11 protein-coding genes and 1 tRNA gene are annotated in these 15,010 nt (G+C 68.9%); 3 read left to right on the forward strand and 9 right to left on the reverse strand.

Annotated features, from left to right (window positions below):
* Positions 1–42: 42 nt before the first annotated feature.
* Positions 43–115: transfer RNA gene (locus OG453_RS14785), tRNA-Leu, on the reverse strand.
* Between the two features lie 103 nt (positions 116–218).
* On the opposite strand from OG453_RS14785, the gene OG453_RS14790 reads away from it, so the two are divergent.
* Positions 219–875: an ANTAR domain-containing response regulator gene (locus tag OG453_RS14790; RefSeq protein WP_266868111.1), complete on the forward strand. Its 657-nt coding sequence runs from the start codon at positions 219–221 to the stop codon at positions 873–875.
* 85 nt (positions 876–960) lie between these two features.
* On the opposite strand, the gene OG453_RS14795 is transcribed toward OG453_RS14790, so the two are convergent.
* The 8 genes from OG453_RS14795 to OG453_RS14830 form a co-directional block, all read right to left on the reverse strand.
* Positions 961–1,677 carry an ABC transporter ATP-binding protein gene (locus OG453_RS14795; protein ID WP_266868112.1) on the reverse strand — a complete coding sequence of 239 codons (717 nt, stop codon included), beginning with the start codon at positions 1,675–1,677 and terminating at the stop codon, positions 961–963.
* Positions 1,677–2,543, reverse strand: coding sequence for an ABC transporter ATP-binding protein (locus OG453_RS14800; protein WP_266868113.1), 867 nt, complete (start codon positions 2,541–2,543; stop codon positions 1,677–1,679). Before OG453_RS14800 ends, OG453_RS14795 begins: the two co-directional genes overlap by 1 nt.
* A 4-nt stretch (positions 2,544–2,547) precedes the next feature.
* On the reverse strand, positions 2,548–4,392 hold the full coding sequence (locus tag OG453_RS14805; protein WP_266868114.1) for a branched-chain amino acid ABC transporter permease: 1,845 nt from the start codon (positions 4,390–4,392) through the stop codon (positions 2,548–2,550).
* 5 nt (positions 4,393–4,397) lie between these two features.
* Positions 4,398–5,327: a branched-chain amino acid ABC transporter permease gene (locus tag OG453_RS14810; protein WP_266868115.1), complete on the reverse strand. Its 930-nt coding sequence runs from the start codon at positions 5,325–5,327 to the stop codon at positions 4,398–4,400.
* Positions 5,328–5,481: 154 nt separating this feature from the next.
* Positions 5,482–6,729, reverse strand: coding sequence for a branched-chain amino acid ABC transporter substrate-binding protein (locus OG453_RS14815; protein WP_266868116.1), 1,248 nt, complete (start codon positions 6,727–6,729; stop codon positions 5,482–5,484).
* Positions 6,730–7,595: 866 nt separating this feature from the next.
* The gene (locus tag OG453_RS14820) at positions 7,596–8,000 is read right to left on the reverse strand and encodes a hypothetical protein (protein ID WP_266868117.1); all 405 of its coding nucleotides are present in this window, start codon (positions 7,998–8,000) and stop codon (positions 7,596–7,598) included.
* Between the two features lie 85 nt (positions 8,001–8,085).
* A complete protein-coding gene (locus OG453_RS14825) occupies positions 8,086–8,559 on the reverse strand; it encodes a PaaI family thioesterase (RefSeq protein ID WP_266868118.1) in 474 nt (157 codons plus the stop codon).
* Between the two features lie 58 nt (positions 8,560–8,617).
* Entirely contained in the window at positions 8,618–10,897 is a 2,280-nt protein-coding gene (locus OG453_RS14830; protein WP_266868119.1) for an FdhF/YdeP family oxidoreductase, read from the reverse strand.
* Between the two features lie 122 nt (positions 10,898–11,019).
* On the opposite strand from OG453_RS14830, the gene polA reads away from it, so the two are divergent.
* Positions 11,020–13,761 (forward strand): DNA polymerase I, encoded by a 2,742-nt coding sequence (gene polA / locus OG453_RS14835; RefSeq protein ID WP_266868120.1) that lies wholly within the window; start codon positions 11,020–11,022, stop codon positions 13,759–13,761.
* Between the two features lie 202 nt (positions 13,762–13,963).
* Positions 13,964–14,983: a serine hydrolase gene (locus tag OG453_RS14840; RefSeq protein WP_266868121.1), complete on the forward strand. Its 1,020-nt coding sequence runs from the start codon at positions 13,964–13,966 to the stop codon at positions 14,981–14,983.
* The last annotated feature ends 27 nt before the right edge of the window (positions 14,984–15,010 follow it).

Raw genomic sequence — 15,010 nt, forward strand, 5'->3', positions numbered from 1 at the left:
AGATCGCCAATTCGATCCGTGACCTTCGAAATGAAGGTTAAGTGCCCCGGGTGGGATTCGAACCCACGCTGGATGGTGTTTGAGACCACTGCCTCTACCGCTGGGCTACCGGGGCATCCTTCAGAACGAAGGTTAGCGGAGACCCGCCGTGCCTCAAAGATACAGGAGCTAGGTAGGCTCAGGGCAAGCAGTAACGTGCCCCGCCCCTAGGAGCCCCCGTGACTTCCCCCGAGTCGCCCCAGCCCGTAGCCGATGACGACGACAAGTCGCACGTGCCTCCGCTGACGACCCGTGTCGTCATCGCCGAGGACGAGGCTCTTATCCGGCTCGACCTCAAGGAAATGCTCGAGGAGGAGGGCTACAGCGTCGTCGGCGAGGCCGGAGACGGCCAGAAAGCCGTCGAGCTGGCCCGGGAGCACAAGCCCGACCTGGTGATCCTGGACGTGAAGATGCCCGTCCTCGACGGCATCTCGGCGGCCGAGAAGATCGCCGAGGAGAGCATCGCCCCGGTCCTCATGCTCACCGCCTTCTCGCAGCGTGACCTCGTCGAGCGGGCCAGGGACGCGGGCGCGATGGCGTACCTGGTGAAGCCGTTCAGCAAGAGCGACGTCGTCCCGGCCATCGAGATGGCCGTCTCGCGCTTCACGGAGCTGAAGACGCTGGAGAAGGAGGTCGCCGACCTCACCCAGCGCCTGGAGACCCGCAAGCTGGTGGACCGCGCCAAGTCGATCCTGCAGACCGAGTACGGCCTCACCGAGCCCGCCGCGTTCCGCTGGATCCAGAAGACGTCGATGGACCGCCGGCTTTCCATGCAGCAGGTCGCGGAGGCCGTCATCGAGGACGCCGACGAGAAGAAGGCGTCCAAGGGGCAGTAGCCCCCGGCCCGCCCTTCCTACGCGTACGGAGAAGGCCCGCACCCCGAAGCCGGGGTGCGGGCCTTCGTCGTACGCGAAGTGCTGCTCAGTCCTCGCCGAGGTACGCCTTGCGCACCGACTCGTCGTGCAGCAGATCGTTCCCCGAGCCCGACAGGACGATCTTGCCGACCTCCATGACATGGCCGTGGTCGGCGAGGGAGAGCGCCGCCTGGGCGTTCTGCTCGACGAGCAGGATGGTCGTGCCCTGGGATTTGAGCTCGGCGATCGTCGCCATGATCCGCTGCATCATGATCGGCGAAAGGCCCATGGAGGGCTCGTCGAGCATGAGCAGTTTCGGCTGGGACATCAGGGCGCGCCCCATGGCGAGCATTTGCTGCTCACCGCCGGAGAGAGTGCCCGCGGCCTGCTTGCTGCGCTCCCCGAGAATGGGGAAGAGCTCGTAGGCGCGCTTGATGTCCTTTTCGATGCCCGCTTTGTCGCCGCGGAGATACGCGCCGAGCCGGAGATTGTTCTCGATCGTCATGCGCGGAAAAATGTGCCGCCCCTCGGGGGAGTGGGCGAGACCGAGCGCGACGATCTGGTCGGCGCGGTATTTCCGCAGCGGTTTCCCGTTGAATTTGATGGAGCCGCCGACCGGCTTGAGAAGGCCGGAGAGCGTGCGCAGGGTGGTGGTCTTTCCCGCGCCGTTGGTGCCGATCAGAGTGACGACCTCGCCGGCTTCGACCTTGAAAGAGATGCCTTTGACGGCTTCGATCTTGCCGTAGGCGACTTTGAGGTCTTCGACTTCGAGCAGTGTGGTCATCAGTGGTTCTCCTCGTCGCCCGAGCCGCCGGTCTCCGTGCTGCCGGGGTCTCCTTCGAAGGGCTCGCCCAGATACGCGGCGATGACGCGGTCGTCCTGCTGGACGGTCTCGCTGTCACCCTCGACGAGCTTCTCGCCCTGGACGAGCACGGCGACGCGGTCGCACAGGTTGAAGATGAAGCGCATGTCGTGCTCGATGACGAGGACGGCGATGCCCATGTCCCGGATGGCGAAGACGAGTTCCTCGGTGGCCCGGGTCTCCTGCGGGTTCATGCCCGCGGTCGGCTCGTCCAGGAGGAGCAGGCCCGGCTCGCTGGCCAGCGCGCGGGCGATCTCCAGCTTGCGCTGCTCGCCGTAGGGCAGGTTGCGCGAGAGGTGCTCCGCCTTGTCGGCGAGGCCGACGAACTCCAGGAGCTCCATGGCGCGGGCCTTGGACGTGGCCTCCGCCTTGTGGAAGCCGGGGCCGCGCAGGAGGGCCGACCAGAGGCCTTCCTTCGTCCGCGTGTGGCGGCCGACCAGGACGTTCTCCAGGACCGACATGTTGGCGAAGAGACGGATGTTCTGGAAGGTGCGGGCCACGCCGGCCGCGGTGACCTTGAAGGACTTGCTGGGCAGGACGTTGCCCTTGTACCGGACCTCGCCCTCGGAGGGGATGTAGAGGCCGGTGAGGCAGTTGAAGAAGGTCGTCTTGCCCGCGCCGTTCGGGCCGATCAGGCCGACGATCTCGCCGCTGTTGACCTGGAGGTCGACCGAGCGCACGGCGGTCAGGCCGCCGAAGCGCATGGTGACGCCCCGGGCGTCCAGGACGGTCTCGCCGGCCGGCGCCGCGGCGGCGCTGCCCTTGCTGGTGGTGGTGTCGGTGGTCATTGGCTCAGGCCCCTGTCTTGCTGAGGACTGTGGGAGGCGGCGTCTCGCCGGGGGCCAGTTCGGCCTCGTGGAACTCGAGCTGGCGGCGGCGGTTGGGGATCAGGCCCTCGGGGCGGAAGCGCATGAGGAGCACGAGCGCGAGGCCGAAGGCGAACAGCTGGTAGTCGCCGAGGAACGACAGCTTGCTCGGGATCAGGTAGAGCAGTGCCGCACCGACCAGCGGTCCGCTGATGGTGCCCATGCCGCCGAGGACGACGGCGGCGAGCAGGAACGCCGAGTTCGGCGGGACCGTGTTGGCGAACTGGTACTGCTCGGGCGTGACGGTGTAGGTGACGTGCGCCTGCACCGTTCCCGCGAGCCCGGCGAGCGAGGCGCCGAGCGCGAAGGCGATGAGCTTCACGCGGAAGCCGTTGATGCCCATGGCGAGCGCCGCGGTCTCGTCCTCGCGGATGGCGACCCAGGCGCGCCCGATGCGGGAGTTCTCGCTGCGCCGGAAGACCAGGACGACAACGAAGGTGATGAGCAGCATCAGGAAGAAGTAGTTCGCGAAGCGGCCGATGGTGAAGCCGCCGATGCTGTGCTCGATGCCGAGGTCGAACCCGAGGATGTTGAGGTTCGGGATCGAGGAGATGCCGTTCGAGCCGTTGGTGATGTCCGGGCCCGACGTGCCGTCGGAGTTCATGGCGACGAGCCGGAAGATCTCACCGAAGCCGAGCGTCACGATGGCCAGGTAGTCGCCGCGAAGCCGCAGCGTAGGCGCGCCGATCAGCACACCGAAGACCAGCGATGCGCCCGCGCCGACGAGGATGGCTCCCCAGAACGGCAGGTGCACGTCGAAGGGCGACGAGGGCGATCCGGACACCATGGACGCTGCGTACGCGCCGACGCCGAGGAAGGCGACGTATCCGAGGTCGAGGAGCCCAGCGAGGCCGACGACGATGTTCAGGCCGAGGGCCACGGTCGCAAAGATCAGGATGTACACGCCGATGGTGGCGTACTGGTCGTCGCTCTGGGTGAACGGGAAGGCCGCCGCGGCGGCGAACGCACCGGCGAGCGTGACGTTGCGGTGCCGCCCGGTGTACGTGGAGACCTGGGCGACGAGCCCCGCCTTGGAGAGCGCGGCGAAGCCGAACCCGACGGTGACCAGGAAGCCGATGAAGAGCTCGTCGTACTCGGTCCCGATGCCGTAGGTGAAGACCAGCAGGCCCACGGCGAGCGCCGCGATGATGATCAGGATCTCGATGTACGAGGAGAGCTTGCGCGGCGTGGGCGGCGCCTCGGCGGCGAACGCGCCCTTGAAGACGGTCATCGCGTTGCGCATGCGGTGCTTGAACTGCTCGCTGCCGCTGTCCTCGGGGTCGACCGGGTAGATGTGCGGCCGCTTGAAGGGCAGGCCGAGGGCGCCGAGCAGGGCGGTGAGCGTGGCGACGCCGGCCACCCAGCCGCCGACCTCGAGGTTGGCGAGCCCGCCGAGCTGGTAGCTGATCGCGATGAGCGTGTACCAGGTGGTGGCGAAGGCGGCGAGCGCCGCGTACTTGAGCGCCGCGTCGGCTCCGCCGGGAGCGATGGCGCGTACGCCCTTGACTCCGTACGAGGCGAGGCCGAGGAGCGCGGTCAGGGCGCCGACGATGAGGACGAGCACCTGGAGGCCACCGGGGTAGCCGTAGACGGTGAGGTCGCCGGGGAACGCCGAGGTCCAGGTCCAGGCGAGGAACGTGGAGATGACGGTGAGGATGCCGCCGCCGGTCGCCATCGCGCGGGCGGTGCCCGCGGGGATGGCTATGAGGCCGGTGGGGGTGTCGTCCTGCTTCGGGCTTGGCGCGTCGGCCGCAGTGGTCTGTGTGGTCATGGATCTCACGCCCTGTCCGCGACGCGCTCGCCAAGGAGACCTTGTGGCCTGACGAGGAGTACGACGATGAGGAGTACGAAGGCCCAGACGTCGGCCCAGGACTGCCCGCCGAGCTGGCTCATGCCGGGGATGTCGTTCATGTAGGCGGTGGCCATGGCTTCGGCGACGCCGAGGACGAGGCCGCCGAGCATGGCGCCGTAGATGTTGCCGATGCCGCCGAGGACGGCCGCGGTGAACGCCTTGAGGCCCCAGAGGAAGCCCATGCGGAACTGGACCTCGCCGTACCGGAAGCCGTACGCGACGGCGGCGATGCCGGCGAAGGCGGCGCCGATCGCGAAGGCGACGACGATGACGCGGTCGGTGTTGACACCCATCAGCTTGGCGGTGTCGGGGTCCTGCGCGGTGGCCTGCATACCGCGGCCGACGCGGGTCTTCATCACGAACCAGCCGAGGGCGAACATGCAGATCGGTGCGGTGATCAGCAGGAAGATGTCGCCGGGCTGGATGGTGATGGAGCCCATGTGGATGGAGTCGCCGGGTATCTCGGGGAACGTGCGGGACGACTTCGCGTTGGGGTACCAGGCCCAGACGGCCTGCTGCAGAGCCAGCGAGAGGCCGATGGCGGTGATGAGGGGTGCGAGGCGGGGTGCGCCGCGCAGTGGGCGGTAGGCGAAGCGTTCGGCTCCGACCGCTATGAGGGTGGAGACGATGACGGCGCCTATGAGCATGAGCGGCAGGGCGAGCCACATGCTGGTGCCGCCCGGCAGCCAGAGCCACACGGTGAGGGCGCCGAAGCCGCCGACCATGAAGATCTCGCCGTGGGCAAAGTTGATGAGCTGGACGATGCCATAGACCATTGTGTAGCCGATGGCGATCAGGCCGTACATGGATCCCAGTAGCAGGCCATTGACCAGCTGTTGCGGCAGTTCGTGCACCGCAGGTCCTCCGAGTCTTTCGGTGCCGTGCGGCCTGCTTGCGGCGGCGGGGGGCCTCGCGATGGCCGGACGGCTCAGGTGACGGATGCGACGCCGCGCGGGGCGCTGCAGAGGGCAGCGCCCCGCGCGGTGGTGTCGTGGGCTGCGGGGAGGGTCAGCCGGTGTAGGTACCGGACTCGACGGGCTTCCAGCCCTTGGCCGGGTCCTCGGTGGACTTGACCTCGTACACGGTGAGCTGCTTGTTGGTGGCGTCGCCGTACTGGTCGAAGGAGACCTTGCCGGTCACACCGTCGAAGGAGACGTCCTGCATGGCTTCGACGATCTTCTCGCGGGCGTCGTCGGGCAGCTTGCCGTCGTTGTCCTCGACGACCTTCTTGACCGCTTCGATGATCGCCCAGGCCGAGTCGTAGGAGTAACCGCCGTAGGCCTCGTACGCCTCCTTGTAGCCGGCCTTCTTGTAGTTCGCGATGAACTCCTTGGCGGACGGCAGTTCCTCGACGGGCTGGCCGACGGAGGTGGCGAGGTCGCCCTTGCCCTCCTTGCCGGCGAGCTTGACGAAGTCGGCGCTGTAGATGCCGTCACCGCCGGCCAGCGGGATGTTGGCACCGGCCTTCTTCATCTGCTTGCTGAGCGGACCGGCCGCGGGGTACTCGCCGCCGTAGTAGACGACGTCCGCGTCGGAGTTCTTGATCTTGGTGGCGACGGCGCCGAAGTCCTTGGTGTCCGGGTTCACGTGCTCGGTGCCGGCGACCTTGCCGCCGAGCTTGGTGAACTCGTCCTTGAAGGTGGCGGCGAGGCCCGCGCCGTAGGTCTTCTTGTCGTCGACGACGAAGACCTTCTTCTTCTTCGCCTGGTTGTACAGGTACTGCGCGGCGAACGGACCCTGGATCGCGTCGGTGGTCGCCGTACGGAAGTAGGCCTTGTACGGGCGGACCTTCTTGCCGCCGTTCCAGTCCTGGCCCTGGGTCATGGCCGGGTTGGTGTTGGCGGGGGAGACCTGGACGAGCTTCGCGTCGTCGAAGACCTTCTGCATCGACTCGCCGACGGAGGAGTTCAGGGGGCCGACGGCGCCGAGGATTTCCTTGTTGGCGACGAACTTCGTGGCGTTGGTCTGGCCCGAGGCGGGCTGCCCCTGGTCGTCGGCGGACTCCACCTTGAAGGTGATGCCGTCGACGTACTTCTTCTCGTTGGCCTGCTTGGCGGCGAGATCCACGGAATTGCGGATGCCGAGGCCCAGCGCGGACAGGTCACCGGTCAGCGGCGCGTCGACACCGATGACGACGGTGGTGCCGCCGCCCGCGGAGTCTCCCTTGTCCTTGTCGTCGCGCGAGCCACAGGCGGTGAGGGTGAGTGCCCCCGCGGTGAGTGCTGCGGTGATGGCTATGAGCGAACGTTGACGCACGATCAGTCCTTTCCCCTGGCACGGCCCTCCCCTGTTGGGTGGCCGAGTCGAGCGCGGAACCGAACTGACAGGAATCCGGTGGGCGCGGTGACTGGCCGTGACTCTAAGGGCCGAATTGTTCCTGGTGGAGTGGTCAGGCCAAAGGTGTGACGCTCTTGTTATGCCAGGGAGTATTCGGGGCCGGAACTCAGGGGGCGGATGGGGCGGAATACGCCACCTTCGGCGCATCCCGCATGCTGAGACCTTGCAGGACTGTCAGGGTGTTTTACTCATGACATCAGTGTTCTGGGTGCATGCAGCTGTCAGGGCCCGGGAAAGATCTTTTGCGTACGCCGAGCCGAGGATGAAGCTCTGCGTCTGCTTTGCGCGCGCATTACGCAGTGTTACGGCGAGGAAAGGGAGACCCGCATTCCGTGGCACATTTCGACATTCGTGAATGTGCATGGTGATTCGTGCCGTACGAGGGCTTCCCGTTTTCACTGTGAATGGGGTATGGGGGGCGGCGGTGACCGAAAGGGCCGCTGACGGCTGGGCGATCCGTCTGACGGACACCGGGGGGCCCGCGTCCTGACTGACGCCGATGGTGAAGCTGAAGGTGCGTTCGCCGGCCTGAGGGTGCGTCATATGGCCCTCGTACTTCACGGACACGGTCTGCGACGGATGGAGCGGTGGCGGCGGCGCCGGAGGCCGAGGGCGGGTCAGGTAGAGGCCGAGGGAGGCGGCCCCTACGGCCGCGGCCGTGGCGAGGGCCAGCGCGGTGCGGTGGCGACGGGTGAGGCGCGGGCGGGGGCGTACGGGGTGTGCGGGGCCCTGGACCTCGTGGGCGTCATAGGTGTCTTCGCCGGGCTCGATGGGGCCGATGGCGTTCACACCCACGGCCCGCCGCTCGGCTCCCCGTCGCGGTAGCGCCGCTCGCACTGCTCGCGGGCCTCCCGGGTGATCAACTTCCGCCCCGCGTCGGCGCCTTGGCGTTTGCGCTCGGCGCGGGCCAGGTCGAGGGTCTCCCGCAGGATCGTGTACTGGCCGTTGGAGAGGCCCATCGACTGATAGTCGCCGTACGTCTCCTTGCCCGAGTCGTAGATCTGCCGGCCCCACTTGGTGATCAGGAGGGTGCAGAGGTCTTCGGGCGGTGTGGTGCTCGGGGAGGGTGCGGGGGTCCTGCCGGTGTTCGCGGTGTCGGTGGGAGAGGAGCCTCCGCATCCGGTGACACCGGGCGTGGCGGCCAGGAGGGTGGTGAGGGCGAGCGCACAGACCTGCTTCCGGTGCCTCATGCACCGACGCTAGACCGGAGCCGTGCGCCCCGACAATGCGTGGGGCGCGCCTGATCCAGTGAGGGTGCGCCCGCCCTCAACCTGCTTACCCGGCGGAGCCGTTCGGCTCCACGTCGCGCAGCAGACACGTCAGCCGCGCGGTGCACACCCGCTTGTCCTGCTCATCGGTGATCACGATCTCGTACGTCGCCGTGGAGCGGCCCCGGTGCACCGGCGTCGCCACGCCGGTGACCAGGCCCGAGCGCGCGCCCCGGTGGTGCGTGCAGTTCAGGTCGACGCCGACGGCGAGCTTCGTGCTGCCGCCGTGCAGCATCGAACCGATCGAGCCGAGGGTCTCGGCGAGCACGGCGGACGCGCCGCCGTGCAGCAGGCCGTACGGCTGGGTGTTGCCCTCGACCGGCATGGTGCCGACGACGCGGTCCGCGGAGGCCTCAAGGATCTGGACGCCCATCCGGGTGCCCAGGTCGCCCGCGGAGAACAGGGCGGGCAGGTCGACGCCGAGCGCGGCGTACTCGTCGATGACCTCTTGCGGGAACTTCACGCTGTGCTGCTCGCCCATGGGGCCCTGCTCCGTTCGTCGTCCACGGTTGTCGCTGGTGCTGTCGCTGAGCGAACGCTCAGTCGGTCCCTGATTGTTCCAGGCGTACGACGACGGACTTGCTGGCAGGGGTGTTGCTGGTGTCGGCGGTCGCGTCCAGCGGGATCAGCACGTTCGTCTCCGGGTAGTACGCCGCCGCGCAGCCCCGGGCCGTCGGATAGTGCACGATCCGGAAGCCGGGCGCGCGCCGCTCGACGCCGTCCTTCCACTCGCTGACGAGGTCCGCGTACGACCCGTCGGCGAGGTTCAGCTCACGGGCGTCCTCCGGATTGACCAGGACGACCCTGCGGCCGTTCTTGATGCCCCGATAGCGGTCGTCCAGGCCGTAGATCGTGGTGTTGTACTGGTCGTGCGAGCGCAGCGTCTGCAGCAGCAGCCGGCCCTCGGGGAGAGCAGGGAACTCGACCGGGGCCGCGGTGAAGTTGGCCTTGCCGGTCGCCGTGGGGAAGCGGCGCTCGTCGCGCGGGGCGTGCGGCAGGGTGAAGCCCGCGGGGTCCGCCACGCGCGCGTTGAAGTCCTCGAAGCCGGGGATCACGCGCGCGATGCGGTCGCGCACCGTCGCGTAGTCCTTCTCGAACTCCTCCCAGGGGGTGGCCGATTCGGCGCCGAGGACGCGGCGGGCGAGGCGGCACACGATGGCCGGCTCGGACAGCAGATGCGGGCTCGCGGGCTCGAGGCGGCCGCGCGATGCGTGCACCATGCCCATGGAGTCCTCGACGGTCACGAACTGCTCGCCACTGCCCTGGAGATCTCGCTCGGTGCGGCCGAGAGTGGGCAGGATCAGCGCGCGCGCACCCGTGACGGCGTGCGAGCGGTTCAGCTTCGTCGACACATGGACGGTCAGGCGGGCCTTGCGCATCGCCGCCTCCGTCACCTCCGTGTCGGGTGACGCCGCCACGAAGTTGCCGCCCATCGCGAAGAACACCTTCGCCTCGCCGTCCCGCAGGGCCTTGATGGCGCGGACGACATCCAGGCCGTGCTCGCGCGGCGGCGCGAAGCCGAACTCCTTCTCCAGGGCGTCGAGGAAGGCGGGCGCGGGCCGCTCGAAGATGCCCATCGTGCGGTCGCCCTGCACGTTCGAGTGCCCGCGCACCGGGCAGACGCCCGCACCGGGGCGGCCGATGTTGCCGCGCAGCAGAAGGAAGTTGACGACCTCGCGGATCGTCGGGACGGCGTGCTTGTGCTGGGTCAGGCCCATCGCCCAGCACACGACGGTGCGCTTCGAGGCGAGGACCATGGCGAGGGCTTCCTCGATCCTCGCGCGCTCCAGGCCGGTCGCGGCGAGCGTCTCGTCCCAGTCGGCGTCCCGAGCGGCCTCGGTGAACTCCTCGTACCCATGGGTGTGTTCGCGGACGAACTCCTCGTCGACCGCACCGTCCGTGTCGAGGATGAGCTTGTTGAGGAGGCGGAAGAGAGCCTGGTCGCCGCCGAGGCGGATCTGCAGGAAGAGATCGGTCAGGGCGGTGCCCTTGAGCATGCCCTGTGCGGTCTGCGGGTTCTTGAAGCGCTCCAGGCCCGCCTCGGGCAGCGGATTGACCGTGATGATCTTCGCGCCGTTGTTCTTCGCCTTCTCCAGGGCGGAGAGCATGCGCGGATGGTTCGTCCCCGGGTTCTGCCCGGCGACGATGATCAGGTCCGACTGGTAGAGGTCCTCCAGGAGGACGCTGCCCTTGCCGATGCCGATGGTCTCCGTGAGCGCCGAGCCCGACGACTCATGGCACATGTTCGAACAGTCGGGCAGATTGTTCGTGCCCAGCTCGCGGGCGAACAGCTGGTACAGGAACGCCGCTTCATTGCTGGTGCGGCCCGATGTGTAGTAGACGGACTCGTCCGGGCTCTCCAGCGCCGCGAGTTCATCGGCGACGATGTCGAAGGCCCGCTCCCAGGAGACCGGTTCGTAGCGCTCGGCGCCCTCCGCCAGATACATGGGGTGGGTGAGGCGGCCCTGCTGCCCCAGCCAGTACCCACTGCGCGTCGCGAGGTCCGCGACCGGGTGCGCGGCGAAGAAGTCGGGGGTGACGCGGCGCAGCGTCGCCTCCTCGGCGACCGCCTTCGCGCCGTTCTCGCAGAACTCCGCCTTGTGCCGGTGCTCCGGCTCGGGCCAGGCACAGCCGGGGCAGTCGAAGCCGTCCTTCTGGTTGACCCGCAGCAAGGTCAGGGCCGTGCGGCGCACACCCATCTGCTGCTGCGCCATCCGCAGCGTATGACCGATGGCGGGCAGCCCCGCGGCGGCGTGCTGCACCTGTGCGACCTGCGGCGCGTCCTGGACCGGATCACCCTTGGGCGGCTTGCTTGCCATGGTCGGCTCCCCTTCGAGCACGTGCGTGAGCTACGTCTTCGATCCTCCCACGCGGCAGTGACAGGGCGGCGGCGGGTGAGGGTTGGGCCTGACTGTCAGTGGGGCGTGGCAGGATCGGGGACGTGGCAGAAAAAGCAGCGAAGAAGAAGTCCGAGACCGCGACGAAGCCGAGTGGCGAGCAGCGCCCGCGCCTGCTCCTCATGGACGGGCACTCCCTGGCGTACCGGGCGTTCTTCGCGCTGCCCGCGGAGAACTTCACGACGGCGACGGGCCAGCCGACGAACGCGATCTACGGCTTCGCGTCGATGCTGGCGAACACGCTGCGCGACGAGGCGCCCACGCACTTCGCGGTGGCCTTCGACGTCTCGCGCAAGACGTGGCGCTCCTCGGAGTTCCCCGAGTACAAGGCGAACCGCTCCAAGACCCCGGACGAGTTCAAGGGCCAGGTCGAGCTGATCGGCGAGATGCTCGACGCGATGCACGCGGTGCGGTTCGCGGTGGACGGCTTCGAGGCCGACGACGTGATCGCCACGCTCGCCACCCAGGCCGAGGAGGCCGGCTTCGAGGTCCTGATCGTCACCGGCGACCGCGACTCCTTCCAGCTGATCACCGACCACGTGACGGTGCTGTACCCCACGAAGGGCGTCTCCGAGCTGACCCGCTTCACCCCGGAGAAGGTCCAGGAGAAGTACGGCCTCACGCCCAGCCAGTACCCCGACTTCGCGGCCCTGCGCGGCGACCCGTCGGACAACCTCCCCGGCATCCCCGGTGTCGGCGAGAAGACCGCCGCGAAGTGGATCAACCAGTTCGGCTCCTTCGCCGACCTGGTCGAGCGCGCCGAGGAGGTCAAGGGCAAGGCCGGGCAGAACTTCCGTGACCACCTGGACGCGGTGAAGCTGAACCGCCGGCTCACGGAGATGGTGCGCGACGTCGAGCTGCCCAAGACGGTCACCGATCTTGAGCGCGCTCCGTACGACCGCACGGCCCTGGCCATGGTGCTCGACACCCTGGAGATCCGTAACCCCTCGCTGCGCGAACGGCTGCTCGCCGTCGACCCCGGCGCGGAGGAGGCCGAGGAGACCCCGGCGGAGCCCGGCGTCGAGCTGGACGGCACAGTGCTCGGCGCGGGCGAGCTCGCCCCGTGGCTCGCCGAGCACGGCACGGCGGTCCTGGGCGTGGCCTCGGTCGACACCTGGCAGCTCGGCACGGGCTCGGTGACCGAGGTGGCCCTCGCGGCGGCCGGGGGAGCGGCCGCCTGGTTCGACCCGTCCCGCCTGGACGAGGCCGACGAGAACGCGTTCGCGGCCTGGATCTCCGACCCGGACAAGCCCAAGGTCCTGCACAACGCCAAGGGCGCGATGCGGGTCTTCCCCGAACACGGCTGGACCGTGGACGGCGTCACCATGGACACGGCACTCGCCGCGTACCTGGTGAAGCCGGGCCGCCGCTCCTTCGCCCTGGACGCCCTGTCCCTGGAGTACCTGGGCCGTGAGCTCGCGCCCGCATCGGCGGCCGACGGCCAGCTCGCCTTCGGTACGGAGGAGGACGACCAGGCCGAGGCCGAGTCGCTGATGGCGCAGGCCCGCACGATCCTCGACCTGGGCACGGCCTTCGGCGAGAAGCTCCAGGAGGTCGGCGCGGCCGACCTCCTCAAGGACGTCGAACTGCCCACCTCCATCCTCCTGGCCCGCCTGGAGCGGCACGGCATCGCGGCGGACCGCGCCCATCTGGAGGCGATGGAGCAGCAGTTCGCGGGCGCGGTGCAGCAGGCGGTGAAGGAGGCGCACGAGGCGGCCGGGCACGAGTTCAACCTGGGCTCGCCCAAGCAGCTCCAGGAAGTCCTCTTCGGCGAGCTGAACCTCCCCAAGACGAAGAAGACCAAGACCGGCTACACCACGGACGCGGACGCCCTGGCCTGGCTCGCGGCCCAGACCGAGAACGAACTGCCGGTCATCATGCTGCGCCACCGCGAGCAGGCGAAGCTCCGCGTCACGGTCGAGGGCCTGATCAAGACGATCGCCGCGGACACCCGTATCCACACGACCTTCAACCAGACGGTCGCGGCGACGGGCCGCCTGTCCTCCACGGACCCGAACCTGCAGAACATCCCGGTCCGCACGGACGAGGGCAGGGCGATCCGCCGCGGCTTCGTGGTCGGCGAGGGCTTCGAGTCCCTGATGACCGCGGACTACAGCCAGATCGAACTGCGCGTGATGGCCCACCTCTCCGAGGACGAGGGCCTCCTGGAGGCGTTCACGTCCGGCGAGGACCTGCACACCACGGTCGCCTCGCAGGTGTTCGGCGTGGAGCGCCCGGACGTCGACGCCGAGATGCGCCGCAAGATCAAGGCCATGTCGTACGGCCTGGCGTACGGCCTCTCCGCGTTCGGCCTCTCCCAGCAGCTCAACATCGAGGCGGGCGAGGCCCGTTCACTGATGGACACGTACTTCGAGCGCTTCGGCGGCGTACGCGACTATCTGCGCCGAGCCGTCGACGAGGCCCGTGCGACGGGCTACACGGAGACGATGCTGGGCCGCCGTCGCTACCTCCCGGACCTCAACAGCGACAACCGCCAGCGCCGTGAGATGGCCGAGCGGATGGCCCTGAACGCCCCGATCCAGGGCACGGCGGCCGACATCGTCAAGATCGCCATGCTGAACGTGGACGCGGCCCTGACCAAGGCGAAGCTGAGCTCGCGGATGCTGCTCCAGGTCCACGACGAAATCGTCCTGGAGATCGCCCCGGGCGAGCGCGCCAAGGTGGAGGAGATCGTCCGCCGTGAGATGGCGGGAGCGGTGTCGCTGCGGGCGCCGCTGGATGTCTCGGTGGGGGACGGCGCGGACTGGGAGTCCGCGGCGCACTAGGGGCTGCGCCGGGCTGGAACCACTCCCGGGGCACCGTCTTGTCACCGGCTCCGCCGAGTTCGTCCTCACACTCCCCCAAGCTCTTAAAGAGCAGGGGGGACCCCCTCGACGGGCTGGACATCCAGCCCGTCCGGCGTTTGCCCCTCACCCACGTGGCCCCCGTCCCCGAGCCCGCAGAACCTGTCCCCGCCACGATGACCGCATGGCCCTTCACCTGCGAAAGTGCCGAATAGCGATAGCCACGGCACTGGTCACCCCCCTCCTCACCCCCCTCCCCGCGACCGCCGCCAGGGCAAGCACGGCGCAACGCGCCGCCTCCTGCACAGCCCGCAGCGACCCCGCCCTCGCCGCCCAGCTCTCCCGCGACATCCGCGCCGTCCTGGCCGCCCGGCGGGGCACCGTCTCCGTAGCCGTCCACGACCCCGGCACGGGCCTCAATTGCGCCCTGGCCGACCGCCAGCGCTACGACACCGCGAGTATCGCCAAGGTCATGATCATGGAGGCGGCGCTGCGCCGGGCCCAGGACTGGCGGCGCGGACTGACCGCCTGGGAGCGCGGCAGGATCCGCCCCATGATCATCCGCTCGGACAACACCGCGGCCCGGCGCCTCTGGGACGACCTCGGCATGTCCTACATCGCCCGCTACCTGCGCCGCGCCGGCACCACGGACACCACGCTCAACCCGTACGGCTTCTGGGGCCTGACCCGCACCACCGCGGCCGACCAGCTCCGCCTCCTCGGCGTTCTCACGACGGCCAGGGCCACATCCCTGCTGAGCCCCGCCTCACGCGCGTACGGCCTGAAGCAGCTGAACGAGGTGCGCCGCGACCAGCGCTGGGGCGTGCCCGCCGGAATGCCCCGCGGCACCAAGGCCCACCTCAAGAACGGCTGGCTGCCCCGCTCCACGCACGGCTGGCGGGTGCACAGCGTCGGCGCGTTCACCGCCGCCGAGTCCGCGGGCCGCACGTACCGCATCGTCGTCCTCTCGCACGACAACCCCACGATGAAGTACGGGGTCCGTACCATCGAACGCGTCGCACAGGCCGTGCACCGCGCGCTCAACAAGGGCCGCGCCGCGGGGCAGTGGCTGACCCCGGAGGGCGAGATCAGCGAAGTCCCCGACGGCTCGGCCCCGCCCGAGAGCCAGTTCGAGGTCCCGCCGGAAGCCACACCCGAGGCACCACCCGAGGCCCCACCCGAACAGGACTCGGCCAACCGGTGAAAATCGGGCGCGAACGGGTGCCTGGGC

The sequence above is a fragment of the Streptomyces sp. NBC_01381 genome (assembly GCF_026340305.1).
Taxonomy (GTDB): Bacteria; Actinomycetota; Actinomycetes; order Streptomycetales; family Streptomycetaceae; genus Streptomyces.

What these genes read in the sequence shown, in the direction of transcription:
- OG453_RS14795 (WP_266868112.1), bottom strand. Translation starts at nt 1,677, where the DNA reads ATGACCACACTGCTCGAAGTCGAAGACCTCAAAGTCGCCTACGGCAAG.
- OG453_RS14800 (WP_266868113.1), bottom strand. Translation starts at nt 2,543, where the DNA reads ATGACCACCGACACCACCACCAGCAAGGGCAGCGCCGCCGCGGCGCCG.
- OG453_RS14805 (WP_266868114.1), bottom strand. Translation starts at nt 4,392, where the DNA reads ATGACCACACAGACCACTGCGGCCGACGCGCCAAGCCCGAAGCAGGAC.
- OG453_RS14820 (WP_266868117.1), bottom strand. Translation starts at nt 8,000, where the DNA reads ATGAGGCACCGGAAGCAGGTCTGTGCGCTCGCCCTCACCACCCTCCTG.
- OG453_RS14825 (WP_266868118.1), bottom strand. Translation starts at nt 8,559, where the DNA reads ATGGGCGAGCAGCACAGCGTGAAGTTCCCGCAAGAGGTCATCGACGAG.
- OG453_RS14830 (WP_266868119.1), bottom strand. Translation starts at nt 10,897, where the DNA reads ATGGCAAGCAAGCCGCCCAAGGGTGATCCGGTCCAGGACGCGCCGCAG.
- OG453_RS14840 (WP_266868121.1), top strand. Translation starts at nt 13,964, where the DNA reads ATGGCCCTTCACCTGCGAAAGTGCCGAATAGCGATAGCCACGGCACTG.